This window comes from Actinomyces procaprae, from assembly GCF_004798665.1.
Classification (GTDB): Bacteria; Actinomycetota; Actinomycetes; order Actinomycetales; family Actinomycetaceae; genus Actinomyces; species Actinomyces procaprae.
In genome coordinates, this window is record NZ_CP039292.1 from 2,850,403 (window position 1) to 2,873,182 (window position 22,780).

Consider the following 22,780-nt stretch of genomic DNA (forward strand, 5'->3'; position numbering starts at 1 on the left):
CAGGTTGGTTTGGTGGCGGGCGGCGGTGGGAGGGTCAGCCCTTGACTGCGCCGGTCAGGCCGCCGACGATGCGCCGCTCGAAGAGGCTGAAGACCACGAGGGCGGGGATCATGGACAGGGAGGTGAAGGCGAGCACCTGGGCGGTGTTGACCGAGTGCTCGGAGGCGAAGGCCTGGACCCCCAGCGGGAGGGTGTACTTGGAGTGGTCGGTCAGGATGAACAGCGGCAGCATGTAGGAGTTCCAGGAGCCGACGAAGGTGAGGATGCCGGTGGTGACCACACCGGGCGCCGACAGGGGCACCACCACGCGCCAGAAGAAGCCCATGCGCCCGCAGCCGTCCAGGGAGGCGGCCTCCTCCAGCTCCTTGGGGATGGCCCGCAGGAAGGGCACCAGAATGATGACCGTCTGCGGCAGGGCGAAGGCGATGCCGGGGATGATGATGCCCGCCAGGGAGTTCATCATGCCCAGATTCTTGATCAGGATGTACAGCGGTGTGATGGCCACCGTCATGGGGAACATGAGCCCGGCCGCGAACAGCATGTACAGGGCGCTGCCGCCCTTGAAGGGGTAGCGGGCGATGACGAAGCTGACCATCAGCCCAAGCGTGACGGTGCCCAGGGTGCCGCAGGCGGCCGCAATCGTGGAGTTGCCGACCTGCTGCCAGAACCCGGAGCTGGTGAGCACCACCCGGTAGTTGTCCACCACCCAGGGGTCGGGCAGGCCCGCGGGATCGGCGGTGATCTGCGAATTGTTGCGGAAGCCGCCGAGGATGACGTAGACGACCGGGGCGAGCAGCGCGGCAATCACCAGCGCGGCCACCAGGTAGACCGCGGGGCTGGCCCATTCCGGCTTGGCCTTGGCGGCCCGCCCGGGGCGGCGCCTTCCGGCGGAGGCGGGCGCGGCGGGGTCGAGGGGCTTGATGGAGGATGCGGCGGCGGTCATCGGCTGCTCCCGGTCAGTGCGCCCTCGGTGTCGCGGCGCAGGACGAATCGTTGATAGGTCAGGGCAATCACCAGGGAGATCAGGAACAGCACCACCGCTACCGCGTTTCCGTAGCCGTAGTTGCCGCTCATGCGCCCGTTGACCACCATGTAGGTGGCCATGGTGGAGGTGCCCGCGGTGGAGGAGATGTACTGCCCCCAGATGATGTAGACCAGGTCGAACAGCTGCAGGGAGCCGATGATCGACAGGAAGCCCCACATGCGCATGGTCGGTCCCAGCAGCGGGATGGTGATCTTGCGCTGAATCTGCCAGTAGGAGGCGCCGTCGACCTTGGCGGCCTCGGTCAGTTCCTCCGGAATGCCCTGCATACCGGCCAGGAAGATGATGACGGCGAAGCCGGCGTACTTCCAGGTCAGGATGAACAACAGGATGGTCAGGGCGGTCTTGGGGTTGGAGATCCAGTCATTGGCGAGGGCACCGAGGCCTAGCTTGCGCAGCAGGCCGTTCATGGCGCCGTCGGTCTGCAGGATCAGCCCCCAGGCGGTTCCGGCGATGACCTCGGAGATGACATAGGGGATGAAGATCAGGACGCGGATGACCGACTGGCCGCGCATCTTCTTGTTCAGCAGCAGCGCCAGGAGCAGGGCGAAGGGGCCCTGCAGCGCCAGGGAGCCGACCACGACGATGGCGTTGTGCCGCAGCACGTTGTGGAACTCGGGGTCGGTCAGGATCGTGCGGTAGTTGTCGAAGCCGACGAAGTTGGTGGGAACGCCGAAGCCCTTCCACTTGAAGAAGCCGTAGTAGGCGGCCATGATCACCGGCAGGATGACGAAGGTCAGGAACATGATGACGGCGGGAGCGGACAGGGCGGTGATCTCCACCCGGTCCCGCCAGGACAGGGAGCTGGGACTCTTCCTCTTCTTACTCCGCCTGACGGCGGTGGCGCCGCCGGCAGGCGCTGAAGTTACTGCTGTCATGTGCGGATCTCGTTTCGTGGATTGGCCGCGACGCGCCCGGGGCGCGTCCTGGGCGCGCCGCGGCCTACTGGTTGAGAGTTGAGAGGGAACTATTCCTTGGCGGCGGCCGCGGTCATGGCGTCGACGATGCCCTGGGCGTCGCCCTTGCCCGCCAGCATGTCGACCACCGCGACGTTCAGCGCGTTGCCGACGTTCTGCCCCAGGGAGGTGTCCAGCCACACCTGGGAATAGGCGGCGTTGTTGTTGGCCTCCACCTGCGGAAGCAGAGCCTCCTGGGTGACTACGTCCTGCGCGTTCTCGTTGACGGGGATGGTCTCGAAGGCGTCGGCGTAGGCCTCCTGATTGGCCTCACTCATGAAGAAGTTGAGGAACTCGGCGCACAGCTCGGCCGGGGCGGTGGAGGAGCAGGCATAGCCGTCCACCCCACCCATGATTGCGGTCGGGTCGCCCTCGCCGCCCTCGACGGCCGGGAAGGGGAACCAGCGCAGGTCGGGCAGCGGCTGCTCATCCGGCGTCAGCGAGGCGATCACACCGACGTTCCAGGTGCCCATGAGCTCCATGGCGGCCTGGTGGTTGGCCACCATGCCGGCCGAGGAGCCGGCGCCCTGCTGGGCGGAGGTGGTCAGGTAGCCGCTGTTGAAGGGCTCGGTGGCGGCGAAGTCAGCCAGATCCTCCCCGGCGTCGACCCAGCACTGGTCGGAGAAATCCAACTCCGCCAGTGAGGACTCCAAGGTCTCCTGGCTGCACTCGCGCAGGGCGAAGAAGTAGTACCAGTGGGCGGCGGGCCAGGCGTCCTTGGCCCCCAGCGCAATCGGCGAGGTCCCGGACTCCTTCAGTTTGGCCACCGCGTCGGACAGCTCCTCCATGGTGGCGGGCTCCTCGGTGATGCCCGCGGCGTCGAACAGGTCCTGGGAGTAGTAGATGCCGCCGGGCTGGAGCGAGGTGGGCATGGCGTAGACGCCGTCCTCGATCGTGTAGGCGGAGAAGGCGCCCTCGGGGACCTCCGCGGCCACGGTCTCATCGATCATGTCGGAGATGTCTAGGATGAGTCCGGCGTCGACCATGTCGCGCAGCTTGCCGCCACCGCGCGCGAGGAAGACGTCAGGCCCCTCACCGGCGTTCTGAGCGGTCTGCAGCTTGCCGTCCAGGTCCTCGTTCTGAATGGCCTGGACCTCCACCGTGACACCCTCGTGGGACGCCTCGAAGTCCGCGGCAATGGTCTCCCAGTATTCCGAACCGGGACCTGTGGTCGCGTTGTGCCAGAGGGTGAGGGTGTTGTCGTCTCCGCCTCCACCGGCGCCGCCGCCGCAGGCCGCCAGGGCCAGCGATGCGGTCAGGACACCGGCCATCATTCCCGCCACGCGACGGCGGGAACGGGCAGGATGGGGGTTGTGAGCACTGAGCTTCATCATTGAAACCTCCGAGTACGGGCGCGTCCGATCAGGCTGACCGAAATATTTCGCGAATCCGTCTGACATGTTTAGTATAGCGGCGCACGTAAATCTGTCAAGTACTGTGCTACCGCACTCTCCAACGAAGGAGCCGCCATGTCCTACTTCGACCTGCCGCTGCAAGAACTCGAGGTTTACGCTCCGGATCTACACGAGCCGGAGGACTTCGACGCCTTCTGGGCACGCACGCTCGCCGAGAACCCCTTCGTTCCCTCCAGCGTGACCGCCACCCCTGTGACGACGCCGCTGCTCACCCACCGAGTCCAGGACGTCACCTTCGGCGGCTACGCCGGCGACCCCATCCGCGCCTGGCTCATTAGTCCGGCAGAGGCGGACGGGCCGCTACCGGGCGTCGTCGAGTTCCTCGGCATGGGCGGGGGCCGCGGCCTGCCGCAGGACCATCTGACCTGGGCGGCCGCGGGGTACGCGCACCTGGTGATGGACACCCGCGGGCAGGGCTCCCACTGGGGCTCCGGGGGCGACACGCCCGACCCGCACGGCACGGGCCCGGCCGCGGCCGGGTTCGCGACCCACGGCCTGCAGTCCCCCGAGGAATACCTCTACCGGCGCCTGTTCATCGACGCCCACCACGCCGTCGAGGCCGCCGCCGGCCTGCCGGAGGTCGACGCCAACCGGATCTGCGTCACCGGCGTCTCCCAGGGCGGCGGACTGACCATCGCCGCCGCCGGCCTGAACCACCGGGTGGTCGCCGCCATGCCGGACGTGCCCTTCATGTGCGCCCTCCCCCGCGCCCTCGGACTTACGAATGATCCGCCCTATGCCGATATTGCCGGCTACCTGGCGGTGCACCGCGACCAGGTCGAGCAGACGTACCGCACGCTCGCCTACTTCGACGCCGCGCTGCTGGGCGCACGGGCCACCTGCCCGGCCCTGTTCTCCACCGGGCTGATGGACACCACCTGCCCGCCCTCAACCGTCTTCGCCGCGCGCAACCGCTGGGGGCGCGCAGCCGCCGAAGCTCCGCAGCGACCGGAGATACGCGTCTACCCGTTCAATGGTCATGAAGGCGGCGAGTCCTATCAGTGGCGCGAGCAGGTCGCCTGGCTGGCGGCGCTGCGCCGAGACCTGCAGCAGTCCTGCTAGCCTCCGTCTACACGGCGGGCTCCAACGGCCCTGAGGGGAGAATGACGTGGAACCTCGGCAACGAGTAACTCTTGACGACGTCGCCGCGGCGGCCGGCGTGTCAAAGTCGGCCGCATCCAAGGCACTGAACAACCGCGCCGACGTCTCCGCCGCCACCCGGGAGCGCGTACTGGCGGCCTGTGAGGACCTGGGCTATGTGCGCCCGGAGACCTCGGCGGCGCGTTCCTACCCGCAGATCGCGATGGTCTCCGACGACCTCGCGACCGCTTACACCATCGAGGTGCTCAAGGGGGCCGCCACCGCCGCACTCCACGCCGGCGTCGCCCTGAACACCACCTACACGCCCGCGGCGGCACCGCACGAGTTCCCGGTCCCCTTCGAGCCGGAATGGTTCACGCTGCTGAAGTCGACCGACTACCTCGGACTGATCGTGCTGACCTCACCCCTGACCCGGGAGCAGCAGGCGGCCGCCAGGCGCATCGGGCTACCCGTGGTGCTGATCGACCCCTCCGGCGAGCAGGAACGCGGCGTCGCCTCAATCGGCGCCACCAACTGGAACGGCGGAGTGGACGCCACCGATTACCTCATCGGCCTGGGCCATGAGCGGATAGCCCTGGTCGGTGGCCCGAAGGACTCGGTGCCCGCCCGTGAACGCCACCAGGGGTACCTGTCGGCATTGCAGATGCACGCACTGACGGTGCGCCCCGAGCTGATCTCCTCAGGCCCCTACACCTATGACACCGGCCTGCAGCAGGGCCGTCGCCTCCTGGCGCTGCCCGCGGACCGGCGTCCGACGGCGGCATTCGCCGCTTCGGACACGACCGCGCTGGGCGTCTACGAGGCCGTCCGCGAGGCCGGAATGCGCATTCCGGACGACTTCAGCGTGGTCGGTTTTGACGACACCGAGATGGCCGGGTGGGCGGCGCCACGGCTCACAACCGTGCGCCAGCCCCTGTTCCGCATGGGGCAGGAGGCGGTCCGCATGATCGTGGACCACCACCGCGGCCGCCCCATGCTCACCACCACGCCCGTGCGCCTGAGCACCCGACTCGTGATCCGCGACTCGGCGGCACCGCCCCGATAGCGCCGCCCTGCCTGCCACCGCGGGCGGATCGCCGTGGCCCTCCGCCTAGGCGGTCACGGCACGGCGCTTGTTGAGCAGGTCGAAGGCGACGGCGCCGAGTACGACCAGTCCCTTGATGGCCTGCTGGTAGTCGATGCCGACCCCCAGCAGGGACATGCCGTTGTTCATCACGGCCATGACCAGCCCGCCGACGATGGCGCCCACCACGGTGCCCACGCCTCCGGTGACGGCCGCGCCGCCGATGAAGCAGGCGGCGATCGCGTCCAGCTCGAAGCCCTGGCCGGCCTTAGGACCTGCCATATTGAGCCGCGAGGTGAAGATGATGCCGGCCAGCGCGCACAGCACGCCGTTGTTGACGAATACCCAGAAGCGGACCCACTGGACCTTGACTCCGGACAGGGCGGCCGCCTCCTTGTTCCCGCCGATCGCGTAGATCTGGCGGCCGATGACCGTGCGCCCGGCGACGAAGGAGTAGAGCAGAATCAGTGCCGCCAAGATGAGCAGCACGTATGGGGTGCCCTTGTAGGTGGCGATCTTCCAGGCGAAGGCCATGCCGATCAGGCATACGAGCACCATGCGCGCGATCCAGGTCCCGGCGGCGGAGACGGGAACCTCATTGGCAATGGAACGCCGCCGGTTGCGGACCTCGGAGAACACATACGCGGCCAGTGCGATGGCGACCAGCAGCAGGGTGAATACGTCGTACCCGTACCCGCCGAGCAGGCCGTTGAGATAGCCCGATGAGATCTCCCGGAATCCGCTCGGGAACGGGGAGATGGACAGGTTGTGCAGCACGATCATGGTCAGCCCGCGGAAGATCAGCATGCCGGCGAGGGTGACGATGAAGGCGGGGATCCCGACGAAGGCGATCCAGAACCCCTGCCACACGCCGACGACCAGACCGGTGATCAGGGCGGCGATGACTCCGGCCCACCAGGGCAGGCCGTGGTTGACGGTCACCACCCCCGCGACGGCCCCGGTCAGAGCCACGACCGAGCCGACCGACAGGTCGATGTCGGCCATCAGGATGGCGAAGAGCATGCCGATCGCCAGGACCAGTACATAGGCGTTCTGCACGATGATGTTGGAGACGTTCTGGGAGGAGAGGATCTGACCGTTGGTGACGATCGCGAAGAAGATCACGATGACGACGAGCGCAATAGCCAGGCCCCCTTGCCGCAGGTTTGTGCGCAAGGCGCCCTTGAGCGTTGAGAATGTGTTGGACATTGGTCAGTCTTCCTTGATCTGAGTCATGTAGCGCATGAGCGTCTCCTGGTCGGCATCGCCGCGATCCAGGTCGGCGGTGACGCGCCCGGCCGAAAGGGTGTAGATGCGATCGCAGATGCCCAGAAGCTCGGGCAGCTCCGAGGAGATGACGAGGACGGCCTTGCCCGCGTCCGCCAGCTGATTGATGATCTGGTAGATCTCGTACTTGGCGCCGATGTCGATCCCGCGGGTGGGCTCATCGAGGATCAGCACGTCCGGCTCGGCGGCCACCCACTTGGCGAGCACGACCTTCTGCTGATTGCCTCCCGACAGTCCGCCGACGACGGACTCGATGGTGGGCGCCTTCACGGCCATCTGGCCGCACAGCTCGGTGACCACGGCCCGTTCCTCATGCAGATCGAGCACGCCGCGGCGGGAGAACCTGTGCGGGGATGCCGATGAGACGTTGCGCCTGATGGACTCGATGAGGTTGAGCCCGTAGCGCTTGCGGTCCTCCGACACGTAGGCGATGCCGTTGGCGATGGCCGAGGCAACGTCCTTGATGTGGATCTCGCGGCCGTCTTTGAAAACCCTGCCGGCAATGTCACTGCCCCAGGAACGGCCGAACAGGCTCATGGCCAGCTCGGTGCGCCCGGCCCCCATCAGGCCGGCGAGGCCGACGATCTCACCGTGCCTGAGCACCAGGTCGGCGGCGTCGACGACGGTGCGCGACGGGTCGGCGGGATGGTGCACGGTCCAGCCCTCGAGCCGCAGTGCCTCACCATCTACGTGGGAGACGTGAGCGGGGAAGCGCTGGTCCAGCGTGCGGCCGACCATGAGGCGGATGATCTCGTCCTCCTCGACACCGCCGTCACGGTGCATGTCGAGTGTGGCGATGGTGTGCCCGTCTCGAATGATCGTCGTGGAATCGGCGATCCGCCTGATCTCTCCGAGCTTGTGGGAGATCATGATGCAGGTGATGCCCCGCTCCTGGAGCTGACGCATGAGGTCGAGCAGGTGGGCGGAGTCGTCATCATTGAGGGCGGCGGTGGGCTCGTCCAGGATCAGCAGGCGCACGTCCTTGGACAGTGCCTTGGCGATCTCCACCAGCTGCTGCTTGCCCACGCCGATGTCCTGGACCCGGGTTGCCGGGTTCTCCGCCAGCCCCACGCGGGCCATGATCTTCTGCGCCTCGGTGTTCGTGCGGTGCCAGTCGATGACACCGCGGGATGAACGTTCATTCCCCAGGAAGATGTTCTCCGCAATGGACAGGAACGGGCTGAGCGTGAGCTCCTGGTGGATGATTGCAATGCCCGCACTCTCCGACGCCTTGATGTCGGAGAAGCTCACCTCCTGGCCGTCCAGCAGAATCTGCCCCTCGTAGGTGCCGTGCGGGTGCACGCCCGACAGCACCTTCATCAGGGTCGACTTACCGGCCCCGTTCTCGCCGCAGATCGCATGGATCTCGCCGCGCCCCACCGCGAAGTTGACGTCGTCCAACGCCACCACCCCGGGGAACCGCTTGGTGATGCCACGCATCTCAAGAATGTTGTCAGTTGCCATGTTCAGCCCCGACTCCCGTCACGGATGGGCACCGATGATGCACCCGGCGCCATGAAGCAATTCCGGTCACTTGAGCTCATCCTCGGTGATGTAGCCCGTGTCCACGAGGGAGCTTTGTACGTTGTCCTTGGTGATGATCTCGGACTTGAGCAGGTAGGAGGGGACGATCTTCACCCCGTTGTCATAGGTCTCGGTGTCGTTCACCTCCGGCTCCTCGCCGCTGAGCACCGCCACGGCCATCTGCACCGCGGCCTCAGCGAGCTCGCGAGTGTCCTTGAAGATGGTGGAGTACTGCTCGCCGGCCATGATCGACTTGATGCCTGCAATTTCCGCGTCCTGCCCGGTCACCGTCGGGTACGGCTGTGCGTCCGTGCCGTACCCGGCGCCCTTGAGTGCGCCGAGGATGCCGATGGACATGGAGTCGAGCGGCGACAGTACGCCATCCACCCGGCTGCCGTCGGAGTAGGTGGAGGTGATCAGGTTGTCCATGCGGGACTGTGCGGTGGCGGCATCCCAGCGCATGGTGGCCACGGTGTCGAAGGCGGTCTGACCGGATTTGACGGAGACGACGCCGCTGCCGAGGTACGGCTGGATCACGTCCATAGCGCCATTGAAGAAGAAGGGGGCGTTGTTGTCGTCAGGAGAACCACCGAACAGCTCGATGTTGTAGGCCTCGTCCGGCGACACACCTGCATCCTCGCCATCGGCGTTGAGAATACCCATGCCGATGAGCAGTGAGGTGCCCATCTGGGTGCCGACGTCGTAGTTGTCGAAGCTGGTGTAGTAACTGACGTTCTCGTTGTCACGGATGAGGCGGTCGTAGGAGATGACCGGGATTCCGGCCTCTCCCGCAGAGTCCAGCTGCCCGGACAGGGCCGTACCGTCAATGGGCGCTATGATCAGCAGATTCACGGCCTGCGTGATCATGTTGTCGATCTGGTTGGCCTGCGTGGGAATGTCATCCTCGGCGAACTGCAGATCGACGTTGTAGCCGAGCTCTTCGAGCTGCTTCTTGATGTTGTTACCGTCTTTGATCCAGCGTTCAGACGACTTGGTCGGCATGGCCACGCCGATCTTGAGCTCCTCGGGCGCCTTGCCGGCGGTATCGCTTCCGGCTCCACCTGTTGCACCGGGCCCACCGCAGGCAGCCAACGCCGCCGCTGCGGCGACACCACCGACGAGCGCACAGCGACGCGAAAGAGTCGGGACTTGGGGTCGGGACATGTCAAACCTCCTCATCGAGATCTTCAGGGAGCCCCGCAGCCGCCACACCTAGGCATGCCGTCCGCGGGAACCAACACCAGTGTGAACGTTCACTTTCAAAGTGTCAACATTCTCCCGCAAGATCAACACGCGCGGACCGGGCGGCTAAATTGCGGCTTTTAATAGCCATACAAGGCGCTCACCTAGAGTCAACCTAGGCGGCCGGGTTTTGAGGTGGTACTCCTCGGCGGTCGGTGCCGGGCCTGCCGCCGAGCGCCACCTCCCGTGCAGGTGTCAGCAGCTGGAGCGGCGCACGCGCAGGGTGGGTGAGATCGAGTGGGCGGTTCCGGCCTCGCCGTCGATGGCGCGCAGCAGCACCTCCATGCACAGCACCCCGAGCTCGTCGAAGGGCTGCCGCACGGAGGTCAGCGGCGGGGAGAAGAAGGCCGTGCCAGGAGTGTCGTCGAAGCCGACCACCGCGACATCCTCGGGCACGCGCACACCCTGGTCACGCAGGGCGGCCAGCAGGCCGAGGGCCATGAGGTCGTTCGCGCAGAAGACCGCATCCGTGAGGCCACGCGTCACCATCTCGGCGCCGGCCTCATAGCCGCGCTCCGCGCTCCAGTCCCCCGTCAGCATCGGCGGGATCTCGCACCCGGCATCCTCCAGCGCAGTGCGCCAGCCGCGAGCGCGGGCGAGCGCGTCGTACCAGTCCGCCGGCCCCGCGAGGTGCGTGATGCGCCTGCGGCCGGTTCCCAGCAGGTGCCCCACCGCCATGCGCGCTCCGAGCTCCTGATCCACGGAGACCACGTGAATGCGCTCGCTCGGCGCCAGGCCGTCCGCAACGACGACGAGCGGAACCGCGCGGGCGGCCCTCTCGGCACAGGTGGCGATCCAGGTCTGCGGGGCGACGGCGATGATCCCGTCCACGCCGCGCTCGATCAGGAAGTCGAAGGCCTCCCTGATCTCCCTCTCCGCATCGTCCCCCTCACGTTTGAGGGCGGTGACCAGGGTGGCGTAGCCGGCCTGCCTTGCAGCCACCTCGATGGCAGCGGTGGTGGAGGCGGGGCCCTGGAACTGAGAGCCGGTGGTGACCACGCCGATCATGCGGCTGGAGTCGGTGACCAGCGCGCGGGCCGCCATGTTGGGCCGGTAGCCCAGCCGGTCGATGGCGTCCCTGACCTTCGCCAGGGTGGCGGGCCGGACGGACTCGGGGCGGTTGATGACGCGCGAGACGGTCTGGTGGGAGACGCCGGCCAGGCGGGCGACATCCATCATTCCGGGACGGCGTCCCGGCGGCGGCGCTGGCGCGGGCGTGACGGGCACGCCCGCGTCCCCGCTCAGTCCTCCTCCCAGAGCCGCCAGGTGAAGCTGTGCGACTGCCCCACCGCGAGGGTGATCAGGTCCTGGCCGGTGTTGAAGGCGTTGGGCGGGCAGGTCATGGGCTCGACGGCGACGCCCCTGCGGCCCAGGTGCTCCCCGCTGTAGACCTGCACCCAGGGGACCGCGGCGCTCATGACCACGCTGCGCTCGCCCTCTCCCCCGGTCAGGCGCACCTGCCACTCACCCTCCGGCAGGCCGGTGTAGGCGTTGTCCGTGGCGGTGGCGCCGACCAGGCGTCCGGCGCGCCAGTCGCACTCGGTGCCGGTCACGTCCCGCTCCCCTGCGGGGGCCATCCGGGAGTCGACGTCGAGAATGCGCCGGGCCGGGACCTGCAGGCTGCATTCGTCCAGCGGGACCGAGCGGGTCAGGTAGGGGTGGCAGGAGACCCCGTAGGGTGCGGGCGCCGGGGCTCCGCCCTCAACCGGGGCGCCGACCACGCCGACGGACCGGGAGACGGCGGCCCCGGCATTGGTGGCGGTGGTGGTGACAGTGAGCCCGGTGCGGGCGTCCAGCTCGTAGCGGACCGTGACCTCCAGCGCCCAGGGATAGGCGTAGGAGGCGGGCAGGCCCAGGGTGAGCAGGACGGCGCTCGCCGAGGCACTGCCGGCCGCCGCGCCGTCGTCGGGCCCGGAACCCGAGCCGACGGCGAAGTTCGTCCAGCCGACCAGGCCGTGCAGGGCCGCCCCGGTCTCGGGCTCGTTGCACGGCACGAGGTAGTCCACACCGCGGTAGGTGTAGCAGGAGCCGGCGATGCGGTTGGGCCAGGGGGCAAGGGTCTTGCCCTGCCAGGCGCCGGGCAGGGACTCCTCGGCGTCGAAGGGGATGACCAGGTCGCGGCCCTGCCGACGCAGGTACACCAGGGTGGCGCCTGCGGTGGCGATCCGGGCCTCGTAGTCGCCGGCCCTCAGGTCTATGAGCTCTCCGTTGAGCGGGGGGTGGTTCATGCTTGCTTCCGTAACTCTCGTGGGGCCGCCGCCCCTGATTGTTGTCCGGTCGGGCGCAATCGTAGTCGACACTCTCCCGCAAGGGTGTAACGCGACCGGCCTCCCGGACATATACCGGGTGTGGGAACCACCAGTCCCGCGCGCCCGCCGACGCCGGCATGACCGGCGGCACCGGGAGTTCCGCGAGAATGGTTCCAGGTACCCACACCGCAAGTGCTGCATCAGGCCCACCGGGCCGCCGTCAAGGAGGCGACCGACAATGAACCGGTTTAAGACGAGTCGGACGACCGGAGCCGACCGCACCGCCCGGCGTATGGGCGCCGTTGGCGCAGCCCTGGTCGTGGCGCTTCTGGGCGTGGCAGTACTGGGAGGATGCGCGGCGCGGCAGGCTGACGACGCGCGCCCCGACCCGACGGCGCGGCCGTGCGTATTCACCTATGCGGTCGCCCAGGACGAGGATCGGATCTACCTGGATGCGCTGTGGCAGGGGCGGCTGGAGGTGGACGAGGACAGCGGTTGCATCCAGGGGGCAGACGTCGGCGCGGACGACGATCAGGAGCCGGGGACGGGCCCGGTGGGCATGGTCTTCCCAGAGGGCACCGAGGTCACGTCCGACGGCACCGAGATACGCCTGCCGAGTGGAGGCACCATCCCCATCGGCCCGGAGGTCTCACTGGGTGGAGGCTTCTTCCCGGACGCACCCGCCACACCCTCGCCGAGTCCCGGATACGGCGAGTACTTCATGGTCAACGATGCACCCGAGTGAGGCCCGCTCAACAGCACCGGGGAGGTCCGACCCGCCGACGAGCCGGACCTCCCCCGACGCGCCCCGCTCCAGCACCGCCTCGACACACCCGCACGCGGTCGAGGCATTCCAACGTATCTACACGGACCATCAGCCGCACATGCTGGCGATCGCCAGGCAGCGCCTCGGCAGGCAGGCCGTGGCTGAGGACATTACCGCCGAGGCATTCCGAATAGCCTGGCAGCATCATGTGTCCGGCGGGGAGGTCACCGTCCCGTGGCTGTACCGGACGCTCCGCAACCTGATCGCCAATCAATACCGCAGGCATGAGCGTGACTCGAAGTACTTCAACTCGATGAGCAACGCCCGCGAGAAACACCGGTCGATCGAGAGCGCGGTTGACGACTCCATTCTGATTCGTCAGGCCATGGGGACGCTCAGCGACGCCGACCGTGAGCTCCTACGGATGGCGTACTGGGAGGAGCTGACGCGATCCGAGATGGCATCCGTCCTCGGAATCACGACCGTCGCCGTCCGGGTGCGTCTTGCGCGGGCAAGGCAACGGCTGCGCGCCGCGCTCGGAGAGCCGGGGTGAGAAGTGCACGCAGGAGGTCGACACCGTTCCATGAACGATCTTGAGCGCAGAATCCAGGACTCGCGCCCCCGGGGACCCGGACGGGGCTCCCCGCTCTCGCGGCGCGCGCAAGCAGACTTCGAAGCAATCACCGGCCACGCCTACGAACGCCGGCGTCAGCGCCCCGAAGCGCGGAGGTCGCCGCTTGAGCGGAGCGCCCGCGCCCGGCTCCTGATGCCCGCCGCGGCCGCGGTCGCGATTGGACTCGCCGTCGGATCGTTCGCGGTCTCGCAGATCGGCCGCCCGACTCAGGGCGACGGCGATGCCGAGTCCATTACGGGGGACTCCTACCAGCTCGCCGGCCAGTCGGCAGCCGCGCAGCCCTATGAAGACCTACGGGCACTCGCCCAGGCCGCGGACCTCGTCGTCGTAGTCGAGGTTCCCGCCCGGGACGGTACGGAGAGGACGGATGGCACCGCGATCAATCCGGACGGAATCACAGTAGCTGAAGTCGACGAGGTCCTGATGCCGGCGCAGCTGGACCTGTCGACGGTGCAGGTTGTGGAGGATCCCGTGGACTCGGGCGGACAGTCAGCGCTGGCCGCGGTCGATGGCGCCAAGGCGGTGCTGTTCTTGAACGCCTCCGGTGAGCCGGGGGTGTACACGCTCACCCATCCGACCCAGGGCGTGCTCGGCGTCGACGGCGGCGAGGTCCGTCCGGTCCTCGCCGCCGTCGACATGGGGGGAGTGGAGACGGTCGCTCAGCTCAGGAGCCTGCTTGACGACCAGTGACGCCGGCCTTACTGCCCTCCCAGGCCGGTGGTGGCCACGGCCTTGATGATCTGGCGCTGGAAGGCCATGAACAGGATCGTCAGCGGCAACGCGGCGATCATGGCGGATGCCATGGTCTGGGCGTAGATGGTGCCGTAGGCGTTCTTCACCGTGGACAGACCCACCGGCAGCGTCATCAGGTCGGGGTTGTTGGTGACGATGAACGGCCACATGAAGTTGTTCCAGGCACCGATGAACACGAAGATGGCCACTGCGGTGACAATCGGCCGGGACACCGGCAGGATGATGTTCCAGAACAGGCGCCAGTTGCCTGCGCCGTCCACGCGGGCGGCATCCTCCAGTTCCTGGGGAACCTGGTCGAAGTACTGCTTGAAGATGAACACCATCATCGGGGCGATGGTCTGCGGCAGGATCACACCGGCGAAGGTGTCCACCGCGTTCAGCAGCACCATTTCCTTGAACAGGGGCACGATCAGGATCTGCCCGGGGACCATGATGAGCGCGATTGTCAGCGCGAGCAGGATCTTGCGTCCGCGGAAGATGGTGCGGGAGAAGGCGTAGCCGGCCAGCGCGCAGATGATGACCGTGAGGATGGTGACCGCGGTGGCGATCAGGAAGGTGTTGCCCATCCAGGTGAACACCTCGCCGCGTGCGAATACGGTGCGGTAGTTCTCCAGGGTGAAGCCGCCGTCGGGAACCCACTGCAGCGGCAGTGACTGTGCCTGTACCTCGGTCTTGAAGGAGGTGTCGATCGCCCAGGCGAGCGGCAACAGCCAGGTGAGGGCGAACAGGCCGAGGATGAGGAAGGCGACGACGCGGGCCACCTTGCTGTCTCCCAGCAGCAGACCGCGGGTGCGGCGGATCTCCGCATTGCGCTCGGCCCGTTCGCGGCGGTGCCGGTCGCGCAAAGAAGTCGGCGGGGCGATGGACTCAGCGCTCATTGTTGGCGTCCTTCCGAGAGCGGGTCAGGAACCGGAAGGCCACGGTGATGACGATGATGACGACGAAGAAGATGTACGACATCGCCGAGGCGTAGCCCATGCGGTAGTTCGTGAAACCCGTGTCGTAGATGTATTGGAGGATGGGGCGGGTGGAGCCCTCCGGGCCGGAGCCGCCGGCGAAGGCGATGAACATCTGGTCGAAGATCTTCAGCGATGCGATCACCTGCAGCGTGGCCACGAGCACCGTGGTGCTGCGCAGCTGCGGCAAGGTGACAGACCACAGTTTGCGCCAGAAGCCGGCGCCGTCGACCTCAGCGGCCTCATAAAGCAGGTCCGGGATCGCCTGAAGGCTGGACAGGTACAGCAGGAAGTTGAAGCCCACGGTCCACCAGACGGTCAGGATCACCATGGACCACATGGCCACGTCCACGTCGGTGAGCCAGCCGACCCTGTCCAGCCCGAGCCGGCCCAGCCAGTAATTGATGAAACCGACGTCGGAGTTGAACAGCCAGGTCCAGATCTGCACGACGACGGCGACCGGCAGCAGGTAGGGGGCGAAGAATGACAGCCGCCAGAACCACTGGCCGGGAATGCCGGTATACACCAGCAGCGCCATGATCAGGGCGACGAGTACCAGCGGAATGGTGCTCATGAGCGTGAAGGCGAGCGTGTGGCCCAGAGTGGACCACATGGTGGGGTCACCGAGTGCCTCGGCGTAGTTGGCCGGCCCCACCCAGCCACCGTTGCCCATCAGGGACTGCTCCGTGAAAGACAGCCACAGCCCGTAGACGATGGGGGCAATCAGAAACAGGAAGGCGACGACGAGGAAGGGAATGACGAAGGGCATGCCGGAGCCGAGTCGCCTAACCGCACGGGAGGAGTCCTGTGCGCTCCGGCTCGCGCTGGCCCGATGACCGGTCCTCGTGGTGGAGGCCGTAGCCGGATCCGTGCCGGCTGCCGTACTCACGGCAGTTCTAACAGTCATAGCGGGTCTCCTTTCACTCAGGCCGGCGGGTTCTGGGCGAGCATGCGGTCCAGCCGGTCGATGAGTCCGTCCACGGCCTGCTCCGGCGTGAGGGAGCCGGACAGCCAGCAGGACTGCATAACCTCCGCCACACGCGCCTGGAAGTCGGAGCCGGATCCCGTGAACCAGGCGGCGGGTTCGAAGACGGCCTGGCCGATGGCATCGGCATAGTGGGACTGGGGCACGAGCTCGGCGTAGGCGGAGGATGAGGTGACCTCCACGTTCGCGGGAGTGTGCCCGCCGGCCGCCCAGTCGAGGGAGTTCTTGAGCATGCCGGCCACGACCTCGTAGGCCGCATCGCGCCTGGCCTCGTCCACACTCGTCTGGTGCGGGAGGACGAATACGTGGGAGTCGCCGAAGGTGGCGGGCGTACCGAACACATTGGGCATGGGCATGGCGTCCAGGGGCACGCCGGCGTTCAGGAAGGTCTGGTACTCCCAGTTGCCCATGAAGGTGATGCCGGTGCGGCCGGTGGAGAAGGAGGCGATGGCGCCGCCGTAGTCCATATCCGGCTCGGCGACGGTGCCGTCGAGCATGTCCTTGATCAGGGAGGTGACCTTGATGGCGGCGTCTCGGTCGATCTGCGCCTCCTGCCCCGGAGTGAGGGTGCATTCCGCACCGGTCTGGGCGTACAGGCCCCAGAACATGCGGGAGACCTGGGCGCCGTCGCCGGTGTAGCCGAAGGACATGCCCTGCCCGCCGGTTACCTCCGCCAGGCGGCGGCCGGCGTCGAGGAAGCCCCCGGGGGAGTCCAGTCCGGTCAGGGTGCCGTCCGCGGCAAGCAACCCGGCCTGGTCGCACAACTCGGTGTTGAAGAAGAGGATGAAGGCGTGGAAGTCCAGCGGGACGGCATACAGCTGCCCGTCAACGAAGCACTTGTCCCACAGCAGTTCGGGGAAGTCCTCCGGGGTAATGCCGTGATCCGCCAGGCGATCCAAGTCCCAGGTGTCGAGCAGCCCGCCGGGGGCATAGCCGATCACTCGAGTGGCGTGCATGACGGCCAGATCCGGGGAGCGCCCGCCGACCGAGGACATCGCTAGCTTCGTGTAGTAGGGACCGCCCCAGGTGAGCACCACGGGGTCGATCTCAAGCTGCGGATTCTGCTGTCCGACGGTGTCCATCATGGCCTGGAAGACGCCGCCGTCACCGCCGGTGAACAGATGCCAGAGCTGGATCCTGGTGCGGTCGGAGGCGGATACCGCGGACGAGCAGCCGCCCAGCAGGCCGGTTCCGGCCAGTGCGGCGCCCGAAAGCATGGCCGCGGTCAGAAAGCGACGTCTGCTGAGGTGCGCCGACGGAATCGATGGTTGACTCAACGTGACCTCCTTGTCAGTCGTGAGTGAGTGGCGCCCGTGGGGGCGGCGCGTACGGACTGTCGAGCCGTACACACCGCCCGGGTGGGGCGTCGGCGACGGGTCGGGCCGGCCCGCCGCCGACGCTTTGGACTCCTTTCTTTCAGGCGAGCTCGACCGCCAGCCAGGAGGCGGGCGGCAGCGTGGTGGCGAGCACGCCGTCGGCCAGCGTCACCTCGTGCGGGACGGGGCGGACGCGGTCGGGGTCGTCGGCGGTGTTGACGGCGTCGAGATCGTCGGGCGCGATGATCTGGGCCGCCTTGACGCGGCTCACGCCCAGCGCCCCCAGCGCGGCGGTGACGTCGACCGCATCGGTCAGTGAGCGGTTCAGGGCCAGCAGCGAGCCGGTTCCCGTCTCCTCCTCCCAGGTGACCACGGCGTCGACGGCGTCGACCTCGCCATAGCGCTCGGTACCGGCGACCGGGCTGGCGACGACGGCGTCGTAGGCCTGGCCACGGGCGATCCGGGAGGCGATGGCGAAGGGGTGGAAGGTGGTCTGCCGCCAGGCACGGCCGCCCTTCTCGGTCATAATCGGGGCGATCACGTTGACCAGCTGCGCCATGGAGGCGGCCTTGACGCGGTCGGCGTGGCGCAGCAGGGAGATCAGCAGGCCGCCGACCACCAGGGCATCGGCGCCGGTGTAGACGTCCTCGATGCGGGGGGCGGCCTCCGGCCAGTCGTCGGGGGCGAAGCCGTGCTCGATGGAGTTCCAGGCGCCTAGGCGCCACACGTTCCACTCGTCGACGCTGACCATGATCTTCTTGTTGGAGCGGTGCTTGGCGCCGACGGCGTCGGCGGTGGCGATCACCCCGTCGATGAAGCGGTCCAGGTCCACGCCGGCGGCCAGGAAGCTGGCCCGGTCCTGGGCGTCGGGGTCGACGTAGCGGTGCAGGCTGATGTAGTCGACCTCGTCGTAGGCCAGGTCGAGGATGGTGCGCTCCCAGTCGCCGAAGGTGGGCATCTCCCAGGAGGAGGAGCCGCAGGCCACCAGCTCCAGGTCCTGGTCCACCATGTGCATGGCGCGGGCGGTGGACAGGGCCAGGTAGGCGTAGTCCGCGGCGTTCTTGTGCCCGACCTGCCAGGGGCCGTCCATCTCGTTGCCCAGGCACCACATGCGCACGTTGTAGGGGTCCTCGTGCCCGTTGGTGCGGCGCATGTTGGCGTACTGCGTGTCTGCCTGACCGTTGACGTAGTCCAGGAGGTTGACGGCGTCGGTCTCGCCGCGGGTGCCGAGGTTGATGGCCAGCATCGGCTCGATGCCGGCCTGGTCGCACCAGGTCATGAACTGGTCGGTGCCGAAGGTGTTGGGCTCGGTGGTGTGCCAGGCGAGCTCGAGCCGCCGGGGCCGGTCCTGGATGGGGCCGACGCCGTCCTCCCAGCGGTAGTTGGACACGAAGTTGCCGCCGGGGTAGCGCACGGTGGTGACCCCGAGCTCGCGCACCAGGTCCATGACGTCCTGTCGCAGGCCGTTGGCGTCGGCGGTGGGGTGGTCGGGTTCGAAGATGCCGGTGTAGACGCAGCGCCCCATGTGCTCCACGAAGGAGCCGTACATGCGGGGTGAGATGCGACCGATGGGGCGGTCGGCGTCGACCGCGATACGTGCTGTCAAGGGATCCTCTCCTTTGAGTCGGTTGTGGGCCGTGCCTCCGGCGGGCGGTGCCGGCGCGCTGCCGTTGTCACCATGGTGACCCTCTACTTCAACGTTGTCAATCCCCACGGCGCCGTCCACGAACGAACATCAACCCGACTTCTTCTGCCGTACCAGCGCACAGCTGGAGCGAACGGGGAAACAAAGGCAAATTGACAACGTTTGACATCGTTGAACGTGCGTCGCGGCACAGTCGGCGTGCGTTTCTGTATGCTGCCGCGCATGGCCGCCACGCTCCTCGACGTCGCCGCCCTCGCGGGCGTCTCGCCGAAGACCGTCTCGCGGGTGGTCAACGGCGAGCCGGGGGTCTCCCCCACTACCCGCGAGCGAGTGCTGGACGCCGTGACGCGCGCAGGCTATGCCCCCAACACCTCCGCACGCTCGCTGCGCACCGGTCGCTCCGGAGCCATCGGGCTGGCGGTGCCGGAGTTGAATCAGCCGTTCTTCGCCGAGATCGCCGACCGCATTGCCGCCGAGGCGCACCGCCACGACCTGGCGGTGGTGCTCGGGGTGACCGGCGAGCGGGGGCAGGGCGAGGCGGAGTTCCTGGCGGAGCATCCCGACCTGGACGGCACCGTCATGTACTGGCAGGGCATGGAACCCGAGCAGATCGCCGCCGCGGCCGCACAGCGCCCGCTGGTGCTTCTCGGGGAGCGGAGACACGACGCCGTCGACCGCGTCGCCATGGACAACGAGCGCGGCATTGATCTGGTCGTTTCTCACCTGCAGGCCCTCGGACGCGGCCGCGTCGCCGCGCTGGGCGTGGCCGCACCGGGCCAGTGGACGCATGCGGCGGGCCTGACCCGCACCGAGGCGTTGCGCACAGCCATGGAGGAGCACGGACTCGACCTCGACGAGCATCGCCTGGTCGCCTCCACCGAGTGGCGTCCCGTCGACGGCGCCGCCGCCGTGCGAAAGCTGCTGGAGCGCGGCGTCGACTTCGACGCCGTGATCGGCTTCAACGATGGGCTCGCGCTCGGCGCGCTCCATGAACTGGCGGCGGCGGGGCTGCGAGTGCCGCAGGACGTGGCCGTCACCGGCATCGACAACCTTGAACTGGCGCGCTACTCCTCCCCGTCGCTGACCACCGTCTCGCCGAACCTGAGCACATATGCGGCGGACGCCGTTTCACTGCTGCGACGGCGCATAGCCGTCCCGGACACTCCCGCCCGCACCGTCATCGAGGATGTGACACTGCTGGCCCGGGACTCCACCGTCGGGGGTGAGACGCCGTGGCCGCGCGTGTGACCATGAGCGATGTCGCCCGCCGGGCGGGCGTGTCCACCAAGACCGTCTCGAACGTGCTGCGCGGCGCGCCCGGAGCCTCTACCGCTACGCGCCGGCGCGTGCTGGAAGCGGTCACGGCGCTGGACTATCGGCTCAATCCGAGCGCTTCGGCACTGCGCTCAGGCCGGTGGGGAAGCATCACCTTGGCGATCCCCACCCTGCAGCAGCCGCTGTACGCCGCACTGGCCCAGGAATTGATGCGTGCCGCCGGCGACACGACCGTGATTCTGGAACTGACGAGCGGTGAGGCGGAGCACGAGCAGGAGATCCTGGCCGGCTCATGGGCGAGGCGCTCCGATGCCGCGGTGTTGGTGCCCCGGGCGCTGGATCCGGCGTCATTGCTGGCCGGTGAGGCGTCATCCCCCGCACCCCTGGCGCTCATCGCCGATTCCGGCCCCGTGGGCGTGCCGCGAGTGAGCTGCCCGCTCGATGCCCAGGCGGCGCTGGTCGCCGCCCATCTGCGGTCGCTGGGACGAATCCGTCCCGCCGTCGTCGGCGTCGCCAGTGCCGCCGACCGCTGGACGCGCGCCTGCGTGCGAGGCCTACGGGAGTCGGGATTGCGCGTCGACGACGATGCCGTCCTGCGTGTCGGTTCTCCTGACGGGATGCTCGGCGGAGTCGAGGCGGTGGCACGGTTGGCATACACAGGGCTCCCCGTGGACGCGGTGGTGTGCCACAACGATGCGCTGGCCGCGGGCGCCGTAAGCGCGCTACGACGACGCGGTGTACGGGTACCTCTGGAGGTGGCCGTGATCGGCCGCGGGAACACCGACGCCGCCGCCTTCGCCACCCCAACGCTCACCAGCGTGGACCTGGATCTGCCGGCCATCGCCAGGGGGGCGTTGTCGCTGCTCAGTATCGGAGCGGACGCGACTGTTAGCGAGGACTCACCCGCATCGGGGCCGCTGGAGCCGCGGCCAGTGGAGACCACCCCGGCGTTGTCGGTGCGTGGGTCCACGGTCGACGACGCCGGGGCGGCCCCGGGGCGGCGGGGCGAGCCCCACCGCGGACAGGTCTGATCTCAACCCTGGGTGAGGCGGTAGTAGACCTGGTTATTCCGCAGCTCCTGCACGAAGCCGCGGGTGGTGGTGGAGGAGTCGATGACGGCCAGTTCCATCCGGGCGATCTCGGCCAGGTCCTGCCACATCTCCAGGGTGGTGGCCGTGGTCATGACCGTGTGGTGGGCGGCGCCGGCCTGCATCCAGCACTCGGTGGAGGTGTAGAAGTCGGGAGCCGGTTCCCATACGGCGCGGGCGACGGGCAGCTTGGGCAGCGGCTCGTCGGGACCGACGACCTCAACGAGGTTGGCGGTCAGGCGGAACCGCTCACGCATGTCGGACATGGCGACTACGAGTCCGGCGCCGGAGTCGGCGTCGAAGACCAGGCGCACGGGGTCCTCGCGGTTCCCGATGCCCAGCGGGTGGATCTCCAGGCGGGGCTTGGACTCGGTGAGCGAGGGGCAGACCTCCAGCATGTGGGCGCCGAGGATCTTCTCCTTGCCGGGCGTCATCTCGTAGCAGTAGTCCTCCATGAGGGAGGCGCCGCCGGGCAGGCCGTAGCCCATGACCTTGGCAGCGCGCACGAGCAGGGCGGTCTTCCAGTCGCCCTCCGCGCCGAAGCCGTAGCCGTCGGCCATGAGCCTCTGGACGGCCAGGCCCGGCAGCTGACGCAGCCCGCCGAGGTCCTCGAAGTTGGTGGTGAAGGCGGTGGCACCGCGCTCCTGGAGGAAGCGGCGCATGCCGGCCTCGATGCGAGCACCGTAGCGCAGGGACTCGTGACGCTCGCCGCCGGGACGCAGTTCCTCGACGACGTCGTAGGCGTCCAGGTACTCCTCAATGAGGGCATCGATCTCGGCCTCGGTGACGGCGTCGACGACCTCGACCAGGTCGTTTACGCCCCAGGTGTTCACGCTGGCGCCCAGGCGCAGCTCAGCCTCGGTCTTGTCGCCCTCGGTGACGGCGACGTTGCGCATATTGTCGCCGAAGCGGACCAGGCGCGTGGCATGCAGGGCGTCCCAGCCGGCGGCGGCGCGGGCCCAGGTGCCGATCTTGGCCTGCGTGGCCGCCTGGGTGGCGTGCCCGACGACGACCTTGCGGGGCTGGCTCAGGCGGGTCAGGATGTAGCCGAACTCGCGGTCGCCGTGGGCGGCCTGGTTGAGGTTCATGTAGTCCATGTCGATGGTGGACCACGGCAGGGACTGCGAGTACTGGGTGTGCAACTGAACCAGGGGCTTGGACAGCGCGTCGATGCCACCGATCCACATCTTGGCCGGGGAGAAGGTGTGCATCCAGGCAATCACACCGATGCAGGCGTCGTCGGCGTTGGCGGCGAGCATGGCGGTGCGGATGGCGTCGCGGTCCTTCAGGACCGGCTTCCAGACGATGCGCACCGGAATGGCATCGGCGGCCTCCAGCCAGGCGGCTACCTGTTGGGACTGGTCGGCGACCTGAGCCAGGGTCTCCTCGCCGTACAGGTCCTGGCTTCCGGTGAGGAACCAGATCTCCTTGCCGTCGAAGGGGTTGGGTAGAGCAGTCATGAGTCTTCTCCTTTGAATTGCGT

General features: G+C 67.9%; 20 protein-coding genes. 7 read left to right on the top strand and 13 right to left on the bottom strand.

Annotation, left to right across the window (positions count from 1 at the left end; translation table 11 throughout):
- Positions 1-34: 34 nt before the first annotated feature.
- The 3 genes from E4J16_RS11690 to E4J16_RS11700 all read right to left on the bottom strand — a co-directional run bounded on the left by E4J16_RS11690 (position 35) and on the right by E4J16_RS11700 (position 3,332).
- Entirely contained in the window at positions 35-943 is a 909-nt protein-coding gene (locus E4J16_RS11690) for a carbohydrate ABC transporter permease (RefSeq protein WP_136314071.1), read from the bottom strand.
- On the bottom strand, positions 940-1,920 hold the full coding sequence (locus tag E4J16_RS11695) for a carbohydrate ABC transporter permease (RefSeq protein WP_136192528.1): 981 nt from the start codon (positions 1,918-1,920) through the stop codon (positions 940-942). The genes E4J16_RS11690 and E4J16_RS11695 overlap by 4 nt, the downstream gene beginning before the upstream one ends.
- Before the next feature lie 89 nt (positions 1,921-2,009).
- Complete coding sequence (locus tag E4J16_RS11700; protein WP_204519825.1) at positions 2,010-3,332, bottom strand: ABC transporter substrate-binding protein; 1,323 nt, start codon at positions 3,330-3,332, stop codon at positions 2,010-2,012.
- Between the two features lie 135 nt (positions 3,333-3,467).
- Here E4J16_RS11700 and E4J16_RS11705 point away from each other — a divergent pair, with 135 nt between their 5' ends.
- Positions 3,468-4,475: an acetylxylan esterase gene (locus tag E4J16_RS11705; protein ID WP_136192529.1), complete on the top strand. Its 1,008-nt coding sequence runs from the start codon at positions 3,468-3,470 to the stop codon at positions 4,473-4,475.
- Between the two features lie 46 nt (positions 4,476-4,521).
- On the top strand, positions 4,522-5,559 hold the full coding sequence (locus E4J16_RS11710) for a LacI family DNA-binding transcriptional regulator (protein WP_136314072.1): 1,038 nt from the start codon (positions 4,522-4,524) through the stop codon (positions 5,557-5,559).
- A gap of 45 nt (positions 5,560-5,604) precedes the next feature.
- Here the strand turns inward: E4J16_RS11710 and mmsB are convergent, their stop codons facing one another.
- From mmsB to E4J16_RS11735, 5 genes are all read right to left on the bottom strand, one after another.
- A complete protein-coding gene (gene mmsB / locus E4J16_RS11715; protein ID WP_136314073.1) occupies positions 5,605-6,786 on the bottom strand; it encodes a multiple monosaccharide ABC transporter permease in 1,182 nt (393 codons plus the stop codon).
- A 3-nt stretch (positions 6,787-6,789) separates the two neighbouring features.
- Complete coding sequence (mmsA, locus tag E4J16_RS11720; protein WP_136314074.1) at positions 6,790-8,328, bottom strand: multiple monosaccharide ABC transporter ATP-binding protein; 1,539 nt, start codon at positions 8,326-8,328, stop codon at positions 6,790-6,792.
- 66 nt (positions 8,329-8,394) lie between these two features.
- Complete coding sequence (gene chvE, locus E4J16_RS11725) at positions 8,395-9,552, bottom strand: multiple monosaccharide ABC transporter substrate-binding protein (protein ID WP_136314075.1); 1,158 nt, start codon at positions 9,550-9,552, stop codon at positions 8,395-8,397.
- A 273-nt stretch (positions 9,553-9,825) separates the two neighbouring features.
- Positions 9,826-10,857 carry a LacI family DNA-binding transcriptional regulator gene (locus E4J16_RS11730; RefSeq protein ID WP_240038131.1) on the bottom strand — a complete coding sequence of 344 codons (1,032 nt, stop codon included), beginning with the start codon at positions 10,855-10,857 and terminating at the stop codon, positions 9,826-9,828.
- A gap of 14 nt (positions 10,858-10,871) precedes the next feature.
- Positions 10,872-11,858 carry an aldose-1-epimerase gene (locus E4J16_RS11735; RefSeq protein WP_136314076.1) on the bottom strand — a complete coding sequence of 329 codons (987 nt, stop codon included), beginning with the start codon at positions 11,856-11,858 and terminating at the stop codon, positions 10,872-10,874.
- Positions 11,859-12,117: 259 nt separating this feature from the next.
- Between E4J16_RS11735 and E4J16_RS15155 the strand changes: the two genes are divergently transcribed.
- The 3 genes from E4J16_RS15155 to E4J16_RS11745 are packed head-to-tail and all read left to right on the top strand — an operon-like array spanning position 12,118 to position 13,969.
- A complete protein-coding gene (locus tag E4J16_RS15155; protein ID WP_168709496.1) occupies positions 12,118-12,624 on the top strand; it encodes a hypothetical protein in 507 nt (168 codons plus the stop codon).
- Positions 12,611-13,198, top strand: coding sequence for an RNA polymerase sigma factor (locus tag E4J16_RS15160; protein ID WP_275669548.1), 588 nt, complete (start codon positions 12,611-12,613; stop codon positions 13,196-13,198). The genes E4J16_RS15155 and E4J16_RS15160 overlap by 14 nt, the downstream gene beginning before the upstream one ends.
- A gap of 30 nt (positions 13,199-13,228) precedes the next feature.
- The gene (locus E4J16_RS11745; RefSeq protein WP_136314078.1) at positions 13,229-13,969 is read left to right on the top strand and encodes a hypothetical protein; all 741 of its coding nucleotides are present in this window, start codon (positions 13,229-13,231) and stop codon (positions 13,967-13,969) included.
- 8 nt (positions 13,970-13,977) lie between these two features.
- Here the strand turns inward: E4J16_RS11745 and E4J16_RS11750 are convergent, their stop codons facing one another.
- The 4 genes from E4J16_RS11750 to arfA all read right to left on the bottom strand — a co-directional run bounded on the left by E4J16_RS11750 (position 13,978) and on the right by arfA (position 18,895).
- Positions 13,978-14,910, bottom strand: coding sequence for a carbohydrate ABC transporter permease (locus E4J16_RS11750; RefSeq protein WP_136192536.1), 933 nt, complete (start codon positions 14,908-14,910; stop codon positions 13,978-13,980).
- A complete protein-coding gene (locus E4J16_RS11755; RefSeq protein WP_136314079.1) occupies positions 14,900-15,895 on the bottom strand; it encodes a carbohydrate ABC transporter permease in 996 nt (331 codons plus the stop codon). The genes E4J16_RS11750 and E4J16_RS11755 overlap by 11 nt, the downstream gene beginning before the upstream one ends.
- 17 nt (positions 15,896-15,912) lie before the next feature.
- A complete protein-coding gene (locus E4J16_RS11760; RefSeq protein ID WP_204519826.1) occupies positions 15,913-17,250 on the bottom strand; it encodes an ABC transporter substrate-binding protein in 1,338 nt (445 codons plus the stop codon).
- Between the two features lie 139 nt (positions 17,251-17,389).
- Positions 17,390-18,895 carry an arabinosylfuranosidase ArfA gene (gene arfA / locus E4J16_RS11765; protein ID WP_240038132.1) on the bottom strand — a complete coding sequence of 502 codons (1,506 nt, stop codon included), beginning with the start codon at positions 18,893-18,895 and terminating at the stop codon, positions 17,390-17,392.
- Positions 18,896-19,156: 261 nt separating this feature from the next.
- Here arfA and E4J16_RS11770 point away from each other — a divergent pair, with 261 nt between their 5' ends.
- Together E4J16_RS11770 and E4J16_RS11775 are read left to right on the top strand one after the other, a co-directional pair.
- Positions 19,157-20,182 (top strand): LacI family DNA-binding transcriptional regulator, encoded by a 1,026-nt coding sequence (locus tag E4J16_RS11770; protein WP_168709498.1) that lies wholly within the window; start codon positions 19,157-19,159, stop codon positions 20,180-20,182.
- A gap of 2 nt (positions 20,183-20,184) precedes the next feature.
- The gene (locus E4J16_RS11775) at positions 20,185-21,240 is read left to right on the top strand and encodes a LacI family DNA-binding transcriptional regulator (protein ID WP_136314081.1); all 1,056 of its coding nucleotides are present in this window, start codon (positions 20,185-20,187) and stop codon (positions 21,238-21,240) included.
- Positions 21,241-21,242: 2 nt separating this feature from the next.
- Here E4J16_RS11775 and araA read toward each other — a convergent pair whose 3' ends face one another.
- Positions 21,243-22,757, bottom strand: coding sequence for an L-arabinose isomerase (araA, locus tag E4J16_RS11780; protein ID WP_136314082.1), 1,515 nt, complete (start codon positions 22,755-22,757; stop codon positions 21,243-21,245).
- Positions 22,758-22,780: the final 23 nt, after the last annotated feature.